Below are 15,175 nucleotides of genomic sequence, written 5' to 3'. Positions count from 1 at the left end.
CCAATTTGATTCACTTTTATTTTTAATTCTAATCGATATGATTAATTCATGTAATTAATCTATTAATTTTTATTGGGTGGTCGGAATGATAATGAAGTGGGTTCCAGAATATAATACTGGTATCGATGTGATTGACGATCAACACCGTCGTATTCTTGATTATATCAATGAAATTGATGCGATTGATGTCAATACTGACCGTGAACGCGTGAAACAGATTTTAGAAAATATTATTGATTACACACAGTCTCACTTCACTTTTGAAGAGTCTCTCCAAGAAGAAGCAGGTTATAAATATCGTGTGCCACACAAACGTGTACATGATTTATTTATTAAAAAAATTGAATCTTATCGTGACCGTTTTGAGCTGGGTCATTCAATCGAAGCTGAGCTGCATGAAGTGTTGTCGAAATGGCTGATTAACCATATCCAGCATGATGATGCAGATTATGTCGGTGCCGTAAAAGAAAATATGATGGGCATTATTAAAGAAAAAGAAAAGAAAAAAGGGAAAAATTGGTTTGCTCGTTTCTTTTCATAAGTGAGCCAAACGAGGGATAAAAACAATAAATTTTAATTATATTTAGCGCAGCAAATCATCAGTTTTGATGGTTTGCTTTTTGTTTTTGATTTTCATAAGCGAGCAAGGCAAAATAGCGCAAGACTTATTGAAGGAACGCATCATGCAAGACAATGCTCTGTCACGATGGTTATCGCCGCTGATGGCATTTTGTTTATCATTTATTATCATTGCCACACTTGCACCCTTGGTGGGAATTCAGGTTGAACGTCAGCTCGACTTTTGGTTACTTTGGTTAGTGACCATGGTGATCTTGGCTTTACCTGTGTGTTACTTAGAAATTGCCTTAGCCAAGCGTTCAAAAACCACGGCATTGAATGCTTTGTTGAGTTTGACGCGTGATGCCGATGCTTCTCAGACGTGGCGTCTTGTTGGATGGCTTGCTGTCGTCTTTATTCCTTTTTTAGCGGGCGGCATGTTGTCTAATGCTGCGCAATTATTAAATCAATATGCACTGGCCGATATGACATCGTCCGTGATCTTTATTGCTTTGGCTGTGGTTGCGATTGCGTTGTCTTTTGCCCCACGTCTGTTGACCTTAGCGTTAACGGCGGTCGGTGTGCTGATCTCCTTAGTGCTTGCAAACCTCTCTGGTACAGGAACCGCTGAGTGGCAAGTGACGCCGGTTGAATTTTCAGAATGGGGCAGTGCAACGGTATTGGCTTTGGTGGCAAGCGGTTTAGGACTCGGCCTGTACTGGCAGAACAGTTTGGCACAAGTTCAACAGCAAGATGCTGCAAGCAAGACTGTTTTACCGATTTGGATTGCACAAATTTTGGCGGTGGTTGCTTTTGCATTTTTTGCAGTCCAAGCGGCATTACCTGCGTATGCGATTGCCTTAACTGCAGTTGTAGCGGCAGCCGTGCTGTTACAGATGGCACGTGAGCAGTTGGCTCAGCGCCAGTTAAATATTGTGATTCAGTGGCTCGTGCTGCTGGCTGCAACGTTGGTGTGGTTGATTCCAGCCACTGGCCTGATCTTTAACATTTTACTGATGTTGTGGGGCTTAGTGATTTGTTTGATTTATGCCATTTTTGCTGGTTGGATTATGAAAATTAGCCATTTACGTAAGTCGATGAACTTTAGTAATGAAGCTTTTTATAATATTTGGCGCATTGCTGTGCGTGTTGTATTACCCGTTTCTATCGTATTGGCCATTGTAGCCGTACTTGGAAAACTGATCTAATGCGCATGCTTCAACAAGTCTGGGTTGCCTATGCAACAGCAGACCAGCAGTTTCATATCAGTGTGCCATTTTCTGAAGGAATGACGGCGCAGGATGCGATTCAGCTGAGTGGCATAGGTTCGCAGGTTGAATTGCCTGAGCCTTTACAATTGGGCATCTTTGGTGTCCGCTTGAAAGACCTTCAACAGGTTTTACAGGCAGGGGATCGTGTTGAAATTTACCGACCTTTGAGCATTAATCCTAAAGATATTCGAAGGATACGTGCACAAAATAATCCTGTGGGTCGCTTTGCAAAAGGCAATCGCTTAAAACAATCGAAATGATATGAAAAACCCCTCAGTTGAGGGGTTTCTTTTTTAGAATAAGGCTTTATAGTGGGGGCGCGTTTAGAATCGCTTCTTTCGATGCTGGTAAGCCCGGCTGAGATGCAGGAATGGTTTCTAAGCCTTCAATTTTTTGCACAATACCGTTTGGGTCGAAATAGACTTTCAGGTGTTGACCTTGTGCAGCAGGAATCTTGGCTTTTTTAGCATACGTTCCTGGGGTATAATTGTAGATGTAGTCCCAACGTAGCGGATTCATTGGATCTGAAACTGTCGGGCTGCCAAGCAAAAAGCGAACTTGTTGATGGCTCATGCCAACTTGTATTTTTGACGCTTGTGCTTGAGTTAATGGCGTACCTTGAGGAATATCAACTTTATAAACGCCCAAGGTCGAACAGCCTGCGAGCAGTGAAGTGACGAATAACGCCAACATGATTTTTTGCATTTTGCTACACTATCCCAAATTAATTATGATGCAATTGAGCCACGGATAGATCATACTGCATCTACACTTTGTTGCATATTCTAACTTTAAATTTGTTGAGAGACCTTTTTACATGCCAATTTCAAATCAAGATCTACGCAAAGCTGGACTTAAAGTTACACTTCCACGAATTAAAATATTAGAACTACTAGAAAATTCAAAGCAACACCATTTAAGTGCGGAAGATATTTATAAGACTTTACTTGAACAAGGTGAAGATGTCGGTTTAGCAACTGTTTACCGCGTGTTAACGCAGTTTGAAGCAGCGGGCATTATTCAGCGCCATCACTTTGAAAATAACCATTCTGTTTTCGAAATCATGCAAGACGATCATCATGATCATATCGTTTGTCAAAACTGCAACAAAGTGGTTGAGTTTAGCAACGAAGTGATTGAGCATGAGCAGCACGAAGTTGCTGAAAAGCATGGCTTTACTTTAACAGGTCACTCCCTAAACCTATACGGTTACTGTGATGCTGCAGAGTGCCAAGAAGCACTTCGTAAAAAGTAATCACTTAGATCTAAAAAAAGGGCTTCATGAGAAGCCCTTTTTTATTGTTTAAAGGAATACTTAAGCTTGTCCGTCAAACGTGATGTTTGCACTGGCATGCAATAGACGATCACCGCCTTCTTCGGACAACTTGATTTGTAAACGTAAGTCGTTTGGAGAGTCGGCGTGTTTCAGCGCATCTTTATAGGTAATCTGCTTAGCTTTGTACAAATCGAATAAGGCTTGATCAAAGGTTTGCATACCGAGTTCACGAGAACGCTTCATCAGGTCTTTAATTTCGTGGATTTCACCTTTACGGATCAAATCGGAAATTAACGGTGAGTTAATCAAAATCTCAATTGCAGCGCGACGTGAATTACCGTCAGGTGTTGGAATTAACTGCTGAGCAACCATCGCTTTAAGGTTTAAAGACAAGTCCATAAACAATTGGCTATGACGGTCTGCTTCAAAGAAGTGAATAATACGGTCGATGGCTTGGTTGGCGTTGTTGGCGTGCAGCGTTGCAAATACCAAGTGACCTGTTTCAGCAAAGGCAATCGCATAATCCATGGTTTCACGGGAACGAATCTCACCAATCAGGATCACATCGGGTGCTTGACGTAAGGTGTTTTTCAGCGCGATTTCAAAAGAGTCCGTATCAATGCCCACTTCACGCTGGGTAATGATACAGCCTGCATGCTCATGAATAAATTCAATTGGGTCTTCAATGGTAATGATATGACCTTTTGAGTTTTGGTTACGGTAACCAATGATCGAAGCCAAAGAGGTCGATTTACCCGTACCTGTTGCACCCACAAAGATGATGATGCCACGTTTGGTCATGGCTAACTCTTTGAGTACAGGCGGAAGTTTTAACTCATCCATTGTTGGAATTTGCGTCTCAATCCGACGTAAAACCATACCTGGCATATCACGCTGTTGAAATGCACTGACACGAAAACGTGCAGTTTTATCCCGATTCATAATCGCGAAGTTGCACTCACGTGTGTCTGCAAATTCTTTACGCTGTTTTTCACTCATAATTGAGTTGAGCAGTTGTCCCGCGACATCACCCGTCAGCTTACCCTTAGCCACAGGCACAATTTGACCGTTAATTTTCATGGAGGGCTCAACATCAGCGGTGATAAATAAATCTGACGCTTTTTGTTGAATCATATAATTGAGTAAGTCGTTAAAATCCATATCTCTACCCCAAATCCATTGTTTTCTTATAAGAAGGTTTCAGGTTGCTTGGCAGCTGTACGTGCGGTCTGTGGACTGATCACTCCTTTGGTGACCAAGTTTTTCAAACTTTGATCCAGTGTGGTCATACCGTAGTTTGCACCAGTCTGAATAGCAGAATACATCTGTGCCACTTTGTTTTCACGAATTAAGTTACGAATGGCAGGAATACCAATCATAATTTCATGCGCGGCAACACGGCCACCGCCATTTTTCTTGAGTAAGGTTTGAGAAATCACGGCTTGTAGCGATTCAGACAACATGGCACGAACCATGTCTTTTTCTTCAGCAGGGAATACGTCAATCACACGGTCAATGGTTTTTGCCGCAGAGGTGGTATGTAGTGTACCGAAGACCAAGTGACCCGTTTCAGCGGCAGTGAGCGCCAAACGAATGGTTTCAAGGTCACGCATCTCACCCACGAGGATAATATCGGGGTCTTCACGGAGTGCAGAGCGCAGTGCTTCGTTAAAACCATGTGTATCACGGTGCACTTCACGTTGGTTGATCAAACATTTTTTTGACTGGTGTACAAATTCGATTGGGTCTTCAACTGTTAAGATGTGGTCATAGCGGTTATCGTTAATATAATCGATCATTGCCGCCAAAGTGGTAGATTTACCAGAACCAGTAGGCCCCGTTACTAAAACTAAACCACGTGGCAATTCACACAACTCTTTAAAGGTTTGTCCTAAACCTAAGTCTTCCATGGTCAGGACCTTAGAAGGAATGGTACGGAATACTGCACCTGCACCACGGTTTTGGTTGAATGCGTTCACACGAAAGCGAGCAATGCTTGGCACTTCAAAGGAAAAGTCCGTTTCTAATTTTTCTTCGAAATCACGACGTTGTTTGTCATTCATGATGTCATAGACTAGTTTATGCACTTCTTTGTGTTCTAACGCTGGTAAATTGATACGACGAACTTCACCATCGACACGAATCATCGGTGGCATACCTGCAGATAAGTGTAAATCTGATGCCCCGTTCTTAGCCGAAAAGGCTAGTAATTCTGTGATATCCATTATTTCCCCGAGTTCATTTAAATGCTAATTATTTTGATAGAATAATAAGGCTTTCAATCAACTTAACCAACAGTTTGTTGAAAGGCAAAGCAAAAAAGATGACCGAAATGAGACCCTCGTCAATGAATATCTTGCAAAATTCACGTCAACACGTGTTATCCCAAATTCAACAGGCCTGCGAAATTTCAGGGCGTGGCGTAGAGTCTGTAGAACTTTTGGCGGTTTCTAAAACACATCCGAGTGAAGTGTTACGAGACATGTATGCTTGTGGTCAACGCGCCTTTGGTGAGAACTACTTACAAGAGGCTTTGCAGAAGATAGAGGCGCTACAGGATTTAGAGATTGAATGGCATTTTATTGGGCATGTACAACGCAATAAAACCAAACATTTGGCTGAAAAGTTTGCATGGGTGCATGGGGTTGATCGTTTAATTATTGCAGAGCGTTTATCGGCGCAGCGCCTGATAATGCAACCACCATTAAATCTTTGTCTACAGGTCAATATCGATGCTCAAGACAGCAAAGATGGCTGTCAACCTAGCGAGGTTGCTGAGTTGGTAAAAAGTATCAGTCAGTTGCCTAACATCAAACTGCGTGGTTTGATGGTGATTCCTGCACCGAACAATACTCAAGCCTTTAAGGCGGCGAAAGTGTTATTTGACCAAGTAAAAGAGCTGCATGTTCACCCTGAAAACTGGGATACCTTAAGCATGGGTATGTCAGGCGATATGGTCGATGCAATTGCAGCTGGGTCGACTATGGTTCGCGTTGGAACCGCCTTGTTCGGAGCGAGAGATTATTCACAGCATTAAGTCTAAATAGGGATTCTTGAGCTTAAAGGCAGTGAGAAGCGCTTAACTTACAATTATATAAAACTAATAGGCTGCTGAAAAAAATAGGCTTAATTTAAACTCATGAATTGAACCGTCTATAGATTAGACAGATGAACAATGATTGCCTGACAACGATAAAAATTGCATTTAGGATGAAGCCAAAATGAAAAAACTCTATTTATTTATCTCCCTGCTTTTAAGCTTATTTGTAGCAGCTTGTAGTAGTACAAATACCAAAATGAGTGAGATGAGTGCGGAAGCTACGGTTCAGAATGCTCAGGTCGCTAAAAGTGAAAAATTAGGCACCAAGTGGGGCGATGAGATTAGTTCAAACGTCACGGAAGTCAATTTAAAACGTTTATCCAGTAGCCCAATTGCTGAATCACAAGTTCGCTATGCCAGCAAAAAATACGTGGGGAAAGCCGTGAACAGCCTGTCATTAGCCGCTGGAAAAATCAGTTTTTCGATTGTAGATGATGCACAGCGTCCACTGCCTTTATTTCGAGATGGTCAGCAGTATTATTTATCTGGCAAAGATGGACAAAGTTATCAACTCAAATACCAAAACCATAGCAATAGCACATTTGAAGTGGTTGCCAGTGTCGATGGTTTAGATGTTATTGATGGACGTGCAGCATCACGTAGCAATTCAGGTTATGTGCTTCGTCCACAGGGGGGGGTGATTATTGAAGGCTTCCGTAAGAGTGACTCTGCGGTGGCATCTTTTACCTTTAGTCGACCTGAAGATGCCTATGCTGCAAACTCAGATCATGGTTCCATCCAAAATACAGGTGTGATAGGTACCGTGATCTACCCGCTACAGTCTGTGGCGACTACAGACAAAGCCGCAGATGCATCTAAATATGCACCTCCACCAAAAGCATTCCCAGCGGATTAAAGCATTCGTTTGGATCTCACAGGGAGCATTTACATCAAGTAGGATGCTCCCTTTATTTCTAACCGAGAGATGGTGTCTTAAAACAAATCAAACTTTGACATTTCAAAAATGTGAAATTATCCGACCACCTCAATAGTACTGGCACCTGCGCCCAAAGCTTTAACTTGGATTTGTACAGGAATACGTTCATGCATTTCTTGGATGTGTGAAATCAGCACCACTTTACGACCTTGATTCTGTAATTGGTCGAGAGCATTCATGACCATGTGCAGGGACGATGCATCTAAAGTTCCAAAGCCTTCATCAATAAATAGAGATTCGATTTTCATTGACCCTGAGGCCATATTGGCAATGGCAAGAGATAGGGCAAGGGCAGTCAGGAAAGACTCACCGCCAGAAAGTGATGCAACGGAGCGGGTCTCTCCATCCATATCATGATCAATAATAGCTAGACTCAGCGAATGCTCTAAACGCTTTAAGGTATAACGCTGTGAGAGTTGGTTGAGCTGTTGGTTGGCATGCTCCAGTAAAATATCGAGATTATATTGCTGCGCATAATCACGGAATTTTTTGCCTGTGGCATCTCCCATCAGACCTGAAATTTTACCCCAACGGTGTTCTTTCTGTTGTATCGCTTGAATCTGATCTGCAAATTGTTTTTGTTTGGCGACATTTTGATGATGCAACTCAAGTTTGAGTTTGAGTTGATCACGTAGTTCAAGTTGTGTTTGCAGTGCTGTTTGATGTTCCTGCATTTGCTGTTGTAACTGTGCTGGGTCAATCTCAGGTTGATGGCCCAGATGTTCACTCAACTGCTCTTGCATAGTTTTCAATGCAGCATGTGCTTCATTTACTAGGCGTTCTGCATGCTGTAATTTCTGACGGATGTGTTGTTCCTGAGCCGAGTTAATTTGAGCCAGCGCATCTAAATCTGATTTGTGGAAATCAGGATGTGCATTGAGCCAGAGTTGAAGGGTATTTTCTACTTGGCTGGTACTGGTCTGATTCTGCTGCAACTGGGCTTTAAGCTGTTCTAGCTGATTTTTTTCTTGTTCGAATTGATGGCGCAATTGATCAAAATGCTGTTTCAGCTGTTGATAATGGCTTTGCGTCTGCTGGCGATGTTGATCGTGCTGGATGAGCCACTCATTGGCTTTGATGTCAGTTAAGCCTGTCATTTGTTGGATCAATTGATTGGCTATTTCTGTATTTTGCTGTCCTCTTTGTTTGATCTCACTGAGCTGTTTGTTGGTTTCAGTGATGTGCCTACTGGTATTTTCGATATTCAGTTGATTGGTCTTCAACTGTTGCGTGGTTTGATCGCGTTGCTGATGCCATTGTTCCAGCTGTTCCAGTTGTTGTGAACGGGTATTTAGGCGTATCAAGATTTGCTGAGCGGTTTGGGTGGTCTGCTGTTGCCAAGCTATTTTTTCAGCTTCAGATAAACACTGCACGATATGCTGAACTTGGTTGTGCAAACCGTTCGCTGTTTGTAGTAAATGTTCAATCTGTTGAATGTTTTGGATGCATTGTTGCTGGATTTTAATATTGTGTTGGAACTGCTCAGACTGTTGTTTGAGTTGTTGCAAATCCGAGTGATATTGTTGAGCCATTTGCGTGAACTGAGTCTTCAATTCCGATGCTGTTAGGGTGAAGTCGAGTGTCATATTTGCTGTTTGACTGTGTTCGATTAACACGTGTTGCAAAGTACTAATTTTTTCAGAAAGTTGCTGAATTAGAGTTTGGCGTTGTTCTATTTCAGTATTCAGTTTAGTCAGCTGTTGCTGCGCTTGTTGCCAGCCATCAAAGCAATTTTGTTCTTTCAGTGTTGCCTGTTGTTCCTGCTGTTTTTGAAGCTCAAACAGGGCCTTTGAGAGCACAGTATCTTCCACTTTATAAGGATGTGAGGTACTTCCACAGACTAAACAGGGTTCGCCGTCTTGGAGGGCCGAGCGTAAATCTTCGATATTTTCAGCATGCAAAAGTCGCTGCTGTTGCAACACCTGTTGTAGCTGGATGCGTTCACTTTTGGCAGATTGAAAGACTTGTTCAGCTTGTCGACTATTGTGTTGTACGGCTTGAAGCTGTGTTTTGGCGTTGTTGAGCAGTACTTGCTGTTCTGTAGCCTCAGCTTGTAAGTCAAAAAACTGCTGAATTTTTTGCTGAATCAGCTCGAATTGGCTGAGTTGATTGATTTTGAACTCGCGTTGCTGTTGTGTCTGCGCAACTTTTATTTCAAGCTGTTCGATCGTCCCGAACTGTTGAATCGACTGCTGTAATTGTTCTTTTTCTGATGCTAGCCGATGTTCCGCTTGAGCACGTGGCCCGAGCTGATGTTCAATTTTTTGATATTGATGAATGAACTGTTCTAGCTGTTGAGTATGGGCGCTGAGACCTTTGTCTAAGTTTACAAACTGTTGTGAGCTTTCCAGTTGCTGCTTACACTCGGTTTGCTGTCGATCAATGTGTTGGATCTGCTGTTCAAGTTTTTGTTGTTGCTGAGTTAGGGGCAGCTTAGACTGCTCTAAAGCATGCCATTTTTCCTGAACTTTCTTAAATTCAGCCCCAATAAAATCACGTTCTTGAATACATTTACGCACCTCATTCAATGCATCATGATGGGTACTTTCAAACTGTTGTAGTTCATTCACTGCTATTTCAGCTTGAGTAAATTGGGCTTTTTCACTTTCAAATTTAAGCTGTAAATGATTGAACAATTGTTGCTGTTGTTGAATACGCGGTGTCAGTTGCTGCACCGTTTGCTGTAACTGTTGTTGCTGGAAGACCACAGCACGAATTTCTGAAAAGATCTCCAAACGAGCCAAGTGTTCGCGCTCAGGAGCTAAATCTTGTTGTAACTTGCTTTGTGTATCGAAGAGTTGTTGTTTGTTGATGATTTCACTGTCGAGTTTATGTTTGCGTTCAAACCATTGTTGTTGTTTTTCTAGTTGCGACTTTTGAGCTTCAAGCTGTTTATAATCCCTGTCACACTGCTGAAACTCTGTCGATAATGCAGTGACTTGTTCACCAGTTAATAGTTCAATATGACCCAGTACATTTTCGAGTTCTTTGCGCTGCGTGGCGACGGATTTGGTTTTCTCATAAGCCAGTTGACCAATTTTCCCAAAAATAGCGGAATTGGTTAGATATTCCAGCAATTCGCCGCGTTCATTGTCCCGTGCTTTTAAAAAAACGGTGACCTCAGATTGGGCCAATAAAACGGCACGAGTAAATTGTTCAAAACTGAGCTGTGTGATGCGTTTAATATTTTCATCGACGGCTTTGGCTTTATCCGCAACCACAACACCATCGGTGACACATTTTAAAGAACGTTGCACACTTTGTAGTTTGCCATCGGCTTTTTCACGCGAACGTTTTAATTCCCAACGCGCGATATAGCGCTTTTGGTCTTGTGCAATAAAGCAAAGCTCGGCATAACCATGTGCAGTGCCACGACGCAGAACGGTCAATGGGGAGTTGGTGAGCAGCTCTGAGCCATCGACATCTTGAAGTTTCCCATCACTGTCTTTTAGTCGTGGAATACGGTTAAACAGGGCCAAACACATAGCATCTAAAATGGTGGATTTACCTGCGCCTGTTTTCCCCACAATGGCAATCAGACCTGCACTGGCTAAGGGATCACTTTCAAAATCAATCAAATGTTCGCCAGAAAGTGAAGCAAGGTTCTTAATTCGAATCGATAAAATATTCATACTAAACCTTTAAGCCTCGTGTTCATCTGCAAGGCATTGTTCTGCTTCACGCATTAAGCTCATAAAATCGTTCAACACTTCTGCATCATTGTGATAACCCTGTTTTTCCCAAATTTGCTGAAACAGTTTTTCTGGTGTAGGCGGTTCTAAACTTACTTTAGCGGGTGCATTGGGGTCTTGCTCAGTCGCTAAATATTGACGTGAAATACGGACTAAACGATAACGGTCTTTGGGTAGAGCCTCTTCGAATTGTTGTCTTAAATTGGGCTGCGGTGGAACAGTAGTATGGTATTCAATATCGACATATTCACGTTGATCAATCTCTGGGATGGCACTTTGAGGCAGTGCTTGCAGCTTTTCCAGTACTTCATTGAGTTCACCGCGTATCTTATGCAGTTGAATACTTCGTGGTATTGCTAAAACATTCAATTGAAAACGGGATGAATCGTTTTGTGTGGGATCAAGTGTCACTTCAACAATCTGATGTTTATAGTTAATTTCACTAAAAGATAGTGGAATCGGGGAGCCACTATATCGGATATGCTCTTCACCGACTTTTTGAGGTTTATGCAAATGCCCGAGTGCCACATAGTCAATGATTTCATCAAATAATGTCGTGGAGAGTGCTTCTTCATTCCCAATCACAATAGGCCGTTCAGAGTCTGAGGTTTCGCCGCCTTGCATATGTGCATGAGACATTAAAATCAGGGCTTGATCTGCTGTTTTGCGGGCTTTGGCCACGGCAATCAGTTGTTGATGCAAATAGGCAATCGCGTTTTGGCTATTGGTGGTGTGTTCATTAAAGCCTGTAATTTCAGCAGGACGCAAAAAGGGCAGACTCAGACACCATGCCACAGTATTTTGTTGCTCATCTAAAATCGGGACCAATAAGTGCTCAAGATCAATCTGTTGTTGGCTATTTTTATGAATCACTCCCACCGCTTTGGCATTGTATTTGGCCAGTAAGGGTTCAACTTGTTCAATGCGGTAGCCTGAGTCATGGTTGCCTGCAATCATCAGGGTTTGCATATGCGGTGCACGTGCATGCGCATCCGCTAAGAACTGATAGAGTTGCTTTTGTGCGGACGATGAAGGGTTGATGACATCGAAAATGTCTCCTGCAATCAAAAGCGCATTTGGCTGTCTTGCACTGATTTGTTCCAGTAACCATGCTAAAAACTGTTCATGTTCATACTGACGGGAATGGTTATAAAAAAACTGTCCCAAATGCCAATCAGATGTATGAAAAAAACGAACAGCCATAGATACCCCAAGCTCAAAGCGCAATAGAGCTATAAGCTAACATAAATCAAAATTATGCGATGGATAATTGTCGCTACGACGACAATCTTTGACCTGATAGTTGAGTGCCTATTTTTAAGTTGAATTGCACAGAAAAACTATTGAGCGATTATGTGAAAAAGAATGTGATGGGTTTATTTGATTAACACCATAGTAAAAAGATAAATTTTGATTAAAAAATGTTCTTTTAATGGGGTATTATGTAATTCTGTGAAATTGTATATCGTGTCGAAGTCGTAAATGAAATGTGAACATCGATCACGGATTCAATTTTGAGACTTTATAAGAATGATTTATGCAGAATGTCTAAAAAATAAGTTATGCCTTGAATAGGACAGGGTATAAGGAGAACATAACTATGTCTGATTCTATTTTCAGTTCGCCTCGTATTGTTAATGATCTGGTGTATAAGACGCTGATTGAATCAACACTTGCTATTCCTTGGAGTATTGATTGGGGTACCAAAAAGTTTAGTTATATTGGCCCACAAATTGAAAAAGTGCTGGGTTGGAAGCAAGACTCGTGGAGAACAGTCGAAGATTGGGCGATGCGAATACATGAAAATGATCGTGCATGGGTGGTTGATTTTTGTGTGGCGCAGTCAATTTCTGGGGTTGATCATGAGGCGGATTATCGCGCACTGACCATAAATGGAGAATATATTTGGATTCGCGATGTGGTGCATGTAGTGCGAAAACCCAATGGGGAAGTCGATAGTTTGGTTGGATTTATGTTCGATATTTCGGAGCGTAAAAAACAGGAACAAGAGTTAGAAATACTGAAAAAACAACTGGAAGAATATTCGTATCAAGACGGTCTGACGGAGATTGCCAACCGTCGCTTCTTTGAAGATAGCTACCAACGTGAGTGGCTCAATGCCCAGCGTGAACAGCAACCTTTGACCCTCATCTTATTGGATATCGATTATTTTAAACAATACAACGATCATAATGGTCATATTCTCGGTGATGCTTGTCTGAAACAAATTGCACAAATACTGAAAAAAAGTGTCTCACGACCACGTGATTTGGTCGCACGTTTTGGCGGGGAAGAGTTTATTTTGATATTGCCTGATACAACACAAGCGTCTGCAATTGAAGTGGTGGAGCGTATTTTACAGAGTATCCGTACCGCTGATATTTGCCATAGCTCATCGCCATTGGATCAGCGTTTATCGGTCAGTTTAGGGGTGAAGACCATTATCCCAACGCAAAAAAATGACAAAATGGCCTTTTTAAAAGAGGTCGATCAGAATCTCTATTTGGCCAAAGAGCGGGGACGTAATGGTTATGTCATTCAGGATGCAGAAGACGTCCAGCACTTAAACTCATATTAACTTTTAAGGGTTTCTTGATCTATTGAGGTGGGGGAGCACTGAAAAATCAGTCCTCAAAAAAATAAAGACCGACGATTCGAGTGATGATGAAATCGTCGGTCAAAGAAAACTGCTTCACGCTTAAATGTCGGCTGCTGACAACATTTAAATTTGGAGCCAATCTTATTGCTCTAGGAAAGGTCACCGTACGTATTGTGGATGCCGGTACAATGTTGACGGTTGCTGCGACCTTGTACCCTATTTAACGCACATCAACTTCGATTGGTTGACATGAAAATGAAAAAAAACTGAATTTTTTTTATAATGATTTTTTGGCTGGGTTTAAAGTAGCGCTATGATTTCGCTAACACGATATTTTCTCTGGTTTTTTTTCATATGTTTTGTCTTTAGTTGTGTCTGTGGTGTGCTCGCTGCACTACTTCCGACAGGGATGGGAGCTGTATTAACGGCTGTACCTTATTTGGTGGCCATGATTTGGGTTTTACTTAAATTTATTAAGCAGCAGCGCCGTGCGCCAAGCCAAGCAGAGCGGAAGAAATTCACTTTAGGTTTTAGTCTAATTTTTTGGAGCTATAACTTTGCCTTTCTCATGTTAGGTTTATTTATCTTTGCGCAAGGAGATGCTGAAGTTTGGCAAAACTTTATGCTCTACGTCCAACAACCACAGTTTATCAGTATGGTGGTGATTCTGATTTTATTGATTGCGATTCCGCTGTATGTGCTGACTTACTGGTTTTATGGCAAACAAGCGGAGCGTATGGCAGCAAAAATGATCGATCAATCGTAAAGCTTTCCTCTAAATGCTATAGTTTGAGCAAAAGCATCATTTGAGATCACGCTATGCAAAAAGAACGTGTATTGGTGACAGGAGCAAGTGGTTTTATTGGTTCAAACTTGCTCGATTATTTATTAGAAAAAGATTATGAAGTGATTGGCTTAAGTCGACAGAAAAATTTGCCTAAAATTCACCCACATTTGACTTGGATTCGAGCTTTAGAAGAACTCAAGCATGATCGCATTGATTATGTGGTGAATTTGGCTGGGGAAAGTATTGCTCAGGGACGTTGGACAGATGCCCGCAAGCAAAAGCTGATCGCCAGTCGTGTTGAAACCACGACAATACTCTATCAATATCTCGCTAAAAGAAATATTAAACCGAAATGTATTATTTCAGGTTCGGCAGTGGGCTATTATGGCATCGATCCGACTGAACAATGGTCAGAGTGTTGTAATGAGCAGTCAGCGCCGCAGTCTATTTTTATGTCAGAGTTGTGTCAAAAATGGGAACAATCTGCACGGCAAGACACGTCGCAAAATACCAAAATTATTCGTTTAGGTGTGGTCTTTGGACGAGGGGCTGGCATTTTGCCGCAAATGTTGTTTCCGATCAAAATGAACTTATGTGGGCGTATCGGTTCGGGGCGGCAACCTGTGGTCTGGGTGCATATTCAAGATGTGCTGCGAGCGATTGAGTTTTTAATGTTGCATGAAACCACTGCACAAGTTTTTAATGTCATCAGTCCAGAAAAAGTCACCCAGTCAGCATTTGCACAAACCGCAGCGCAAATTCTAAAACGTAGACCATTACTTTCTTTACCAGCTTTTGTGCTGAAGTTACTTTTAGGCGAGCAGTCTCAATTGGTGTTGAATGGTCAATTTGTTCGCCCCGAAGCATTGAAAGCACAGGGGTTTGAGTTTAAATATCCCACTTTAAAAGAAGCCTTGATCCACATTATTCAACCGCAAAATTTAGCCAAGTAGCG

Annotated in this window: 14 protein-coding genes; 9 read left to right on the top strand and 5 right to left on the bottom strand. The window is 41.9% G+C overall.

Translation table 11 applies throughout. The annotated features are described in order from the left end of the window. Positions 1–85 precede the first annotated feature (85 nt). The 3 genes from ACSC9N_RS13505 (at position 86) to ACSC9N_RS13495 (ending at position 2,089) form a co-directional block, all read left to right on the top strand. The gene (locus ACSC9N_RS13505; RefSeq protein ID WP_005400160.1) at positions 86–541 is read left to right on the top strand and encodes a bacteriohemerythrin; all 456 of its coding nucleotides are present in this window, start codon (positions 86–88) and stop codon (positions 539–541) included. Positions 542–683: 142 nt separating this feature from the next. Further along, complete coding sequence (locus tag ACSC9N_RS13500; protein WP_029574954.1) at positions 684–1,766, top strand: membrane protein; 1,083 nt, start codon at positions 684–686, stop codon at positions 1,764–1,766. After that, on the top strand, positions 1,766–2,089 hold the full coding sequence (locus ACSC9N_RS13495) for an RnfH family protein (protein ID WP_010326018.1): 324 nt from the start codon (positions 1,766–1,768) through the stop codon (positions 2,087–2,089). The genes ACSC9N_RS13500 and ACSC9N_RS13495 overlap by 1 nt, the downstream gene beginning before the upstream one ends. Before the next feature lie 46 nt (positions 2,090–2,135). Here ACSC9N_RS13495 and ACSC9N_RS13490 read toward each other — a convergent pair whose 3' ends face one another. Beyond that, a complete protein-coding gene (locus ACSC9N_RS13490) occupies positions 2,136–2,534 on the bottom strand; it encodes an outer membrane protein assembly factor BamE (RefSeq protein WP_004694868.1) in 399 nt (132 codons plus the stop codon). 112 nt (positions 2,535–2,646) lie between these two features. Between ACSC9N_RS13490 and fur the strand changes: the two genes are divergently transcribed. After that, positions 2,647–3,084 (top strand): ferric iron uptake transcriptional regulator, encoded by a 438-nt coding sequence (gene fur, locus ACSC9N_RS13485; RefSeq protein ID WP_004694866.1) that lies wholly within the window; start codon positions 2,647–2,649, stop codon positions 3,082–3,084. Positions 3,085–3,144: 60 nt separating this feature from the next. Here fur and ACSC9N_RS13480 read toward each other — a convergent pair whose 3' ends face one another. Together ACSC9N_RS13480 and ACSC9N_RS13475 are read right to left on the bottom strand one after the other, a co-directional pair. Further along, positions 3,145–4,266: a PilT/PilU family type 4a pilus ATPase gene (locus ACSC9N_RS13480; protein WP_010326019.1), complete on the bottom strand. Its 1,122-nt coding sequence runs from the start codon at positions 4,264–4,266 to the stop codon at positions 3,145–3,147. A 26-nt stretch (positions 4,267–4,292) separates the two neighbouring features. After that, positions 4,293–5,330, bottom strand: coding sequence for a type IV pilus twitching motility protein PilT (locus ACSC9N_RS13475; protein ID WP_004694862.1), 1,038 nt, complete (start codon positions 5,328–5,330; stop codon positions 4,293–4,295). A gap of 122 nt (positions 5,331–5,452) precedes the next feature. On the opposite strand from ACSC9N_RS13475, the gene ACSC9N_RS13470 reads away from it, so the two are divergent. Both ACSC9N_RS13470 and ACSC9N_RS13465 read left to right on the top strand, forming a co-directional pair. Beyond that, positions 5,453–6,142, top strand: a complete 690-nt coding sequence (locus tag ACSC9N_RS13470; protein WP_058952300.1) for a YggS family pyridoxal phosphate-dependent enzyme — start codon at positions 5,453–5,455, stop codon at positions 6,140–6,142. Between the two features lie 184 nt (positions 6,143–6,326). After that, on the top strand, positions 6,327–7,061 hold the full coding sequence (locus ACSC9N_RS13465) for a hypothetical protein (RefSeq protein WP_279699826.1): 735 nt from the start codon (positions 6,327–6,329) through the stop codon (positions 7,059–7,061). A gap of 116 nt (positions 7,062–7,177) precedes the next feature. Here the strand turns inward: ACSC9N_RS13465 and ACSC9N_RS13460 are convergent, their stop codons facing one another. Further along, entirely contained in the window at positions 7,178–10,774 is a 3,597-nt protein-coding gene (locus tag ACSC9N_RS13460; RefSeq protein WP_058952298.1) for an AAA family ATPase, read from the bottom strand. Positions 10,775–10,783: 9 nt separating this feature from the next. Continuing rightward, on the bottom strand, positions 10,784–12,037 hold the full coding sequence (locus ACSC9N_RS13455; protein WP_058952297.1) for an exonuclease SbcCD subunit D: 1,254 nt from the start codon (positions 12,035–12,037) through the stop codon (positions 10,784–10,786). A 397-nt stretch (positions 12,038–12,434) separates the two neighbouring features. Between ACSC9N_RS13455 and ACSC9N_RS13450 the strand changes: the two genes are divergently transcribed. From ACSC9N_RS13450 to ACSC9N_RS13440, 3 genes are all read left to right on the top strand, one after another. Continuing rightward, positions 12,435–13,412 (top strand): GGDEF domain-containing protein, encoded by a 978-nt coding sequence (locus ACSC9N_RS13450; RefSeq protein WP_058952296.1) that lies wholly within the window; start codon positions 12,435–12,437, stop codon positions 13,410–13,412. Between the two features lie 334 nt (positions 13,413–13,746). Then, on the top strand, positions 13,747–14,199 hold the full coding sequence (locus ACSC9N_RS13445; protein WP_058952295.1) for an ABZJ_00895 family protein: 453 nt from the start codon (positions 13,747–13,749) through the stop codon (positions 14,197–14,199). Positions 14,200–14,252: 53 nt separating this feature from the next. Further along, the gene (locus tag ACSC9N_RS13440; protein ID WP_058952294.1) at positions 14,253–15,173 is read left to right on the top strand and encodes a TIGR01777 family oxidoreductase; all 921 of its coding nucleotides are present in this window, start codon (positions 14,253–14,255) and stop codon (positions 15,171–15,173) included. The last annotated feature ends 2 nt before the right edge of the window (positions 15,174–15,175 follow it).

Source organism: Acinetobacter sp. PC34, from assembly GCF_051789135.1.
GTDB lineage: Bacteria > Pseudomonadota > Gammaproteobacteria > Pseudomonadales > Moraxellaceae > Acinetobacter > Acinetobacter johnsonii.
Note: the sequence above shows the minus strand (reverse complement) of the source record. Positions and strands in the feature narration are given on the sequence as shown.

What these genes read in the sequence shown, in the direction of transcription:
- ACSC9N_RS13505 (WP_005400160.1), top strand. Translation starts at nt 86, where the DNA reads ATGATAATGAAGTGGGTTCCAGAATATAATACTGGTATCGATGTGATT.
- ACSC9N_RS13500 (WP_029574954.1), top strand. Translation starts at nt 684, where the DNA reads ATGCAAGACAATGCTCTGTCACGATGGTTATCGCCGCTGATGGCATTT.
- ACSC9N_RS13495 (WP_010326018.1), top strand. Translation starts at nt 1,766, where the DNA reads ATGCGCATGCTTCAACAAGTCTGGGTTGCCTATGCAACAGCAGACCAG.
- ACSC9N_RS13490 (WP_004694868.1), bottom strand. Translation starts at nt 2,534, where the DNA reads ATGCAAAAAATCATGTTGGCGTTATTCGTCACTTCACTGCTCGCAGGC.
- fur (WP_004694866.1), top strand. Translation starts at nt 2,647, where the DNA reads ATGCCAATTTCAAATCAAGATCTACGCAAAGCTGGACTTAAAGTTACA.
- ACSC9N_RS13480 (WP_010326019.1), bottom strand. Translation starts at nt 4,266, where the DNA reads ATGGATTTTAACGACTTACTCAATTATATGATTCAACAAAAAGCGTCA.
- ACSC9N_RS13475 (WP_004694862.1), bottom strand. Translation starts at nt 5,330, where the DNA reads ATGGATATCACAGAATTACTAGCCTTTTCGGCTAAGAACGGGGCATCA.
- ACSC9N_RS13470 (WP_058952300.1), top strand. Translation starts at nt 5,453, where the DNA reads ATGAATATCTTGCAAAATTCACGTCAACACGTGTTATCCCAAATTCAA.
- ACSC9N_RS13465 (WP_279699826.1), top strand. Translation starts at nt 6,327, where the DNA reads ATGAAAAAACTCTATTTATTTATCTCCCTGCTTTTAAGCTTATTTGTA.
- ACSC9N_RS13460 (WP_058952298.1), bottom strand. Translation starts at nt 10,774, where the DNA reads ATGAATATTTTATCGATTCGAATTAAGAACCTTGCTTCACTTTCTGGC.
- ACSC9N_RS13455 (WP_058952297.1), bottom strand. Translation starts at nt 12,037, where the DNA reads ATGGCTGTTCGTTTTTTTCATACATCTGATTGGCATTTGGGACAGTTT.
- ACSC9N_RS13450 (WP_058952296.1), top strand. Translation starts at nt 12,435, where the DNA reads ATGTCTGATTCTATTTTCAGTTCGCCTCGTATTGTTAATGATCTGGTG.
- ACSC9N_RS13445 (WP_058952295.1), top strand. Translation starts at nt 13,747, where the DNA reads ATGATTTCGCTAACACGATATTTTCTCTGGTTTTTTTTCATATGTTTT.
- ACSC9N_RS13440 (WP_058952294.1), top strand. Translation starts at nt 14,253, where the DNA reads ATGCAAAAAGAACGTGTATTGGTGACAGGAGCAAGTGGTTTTATTGGT.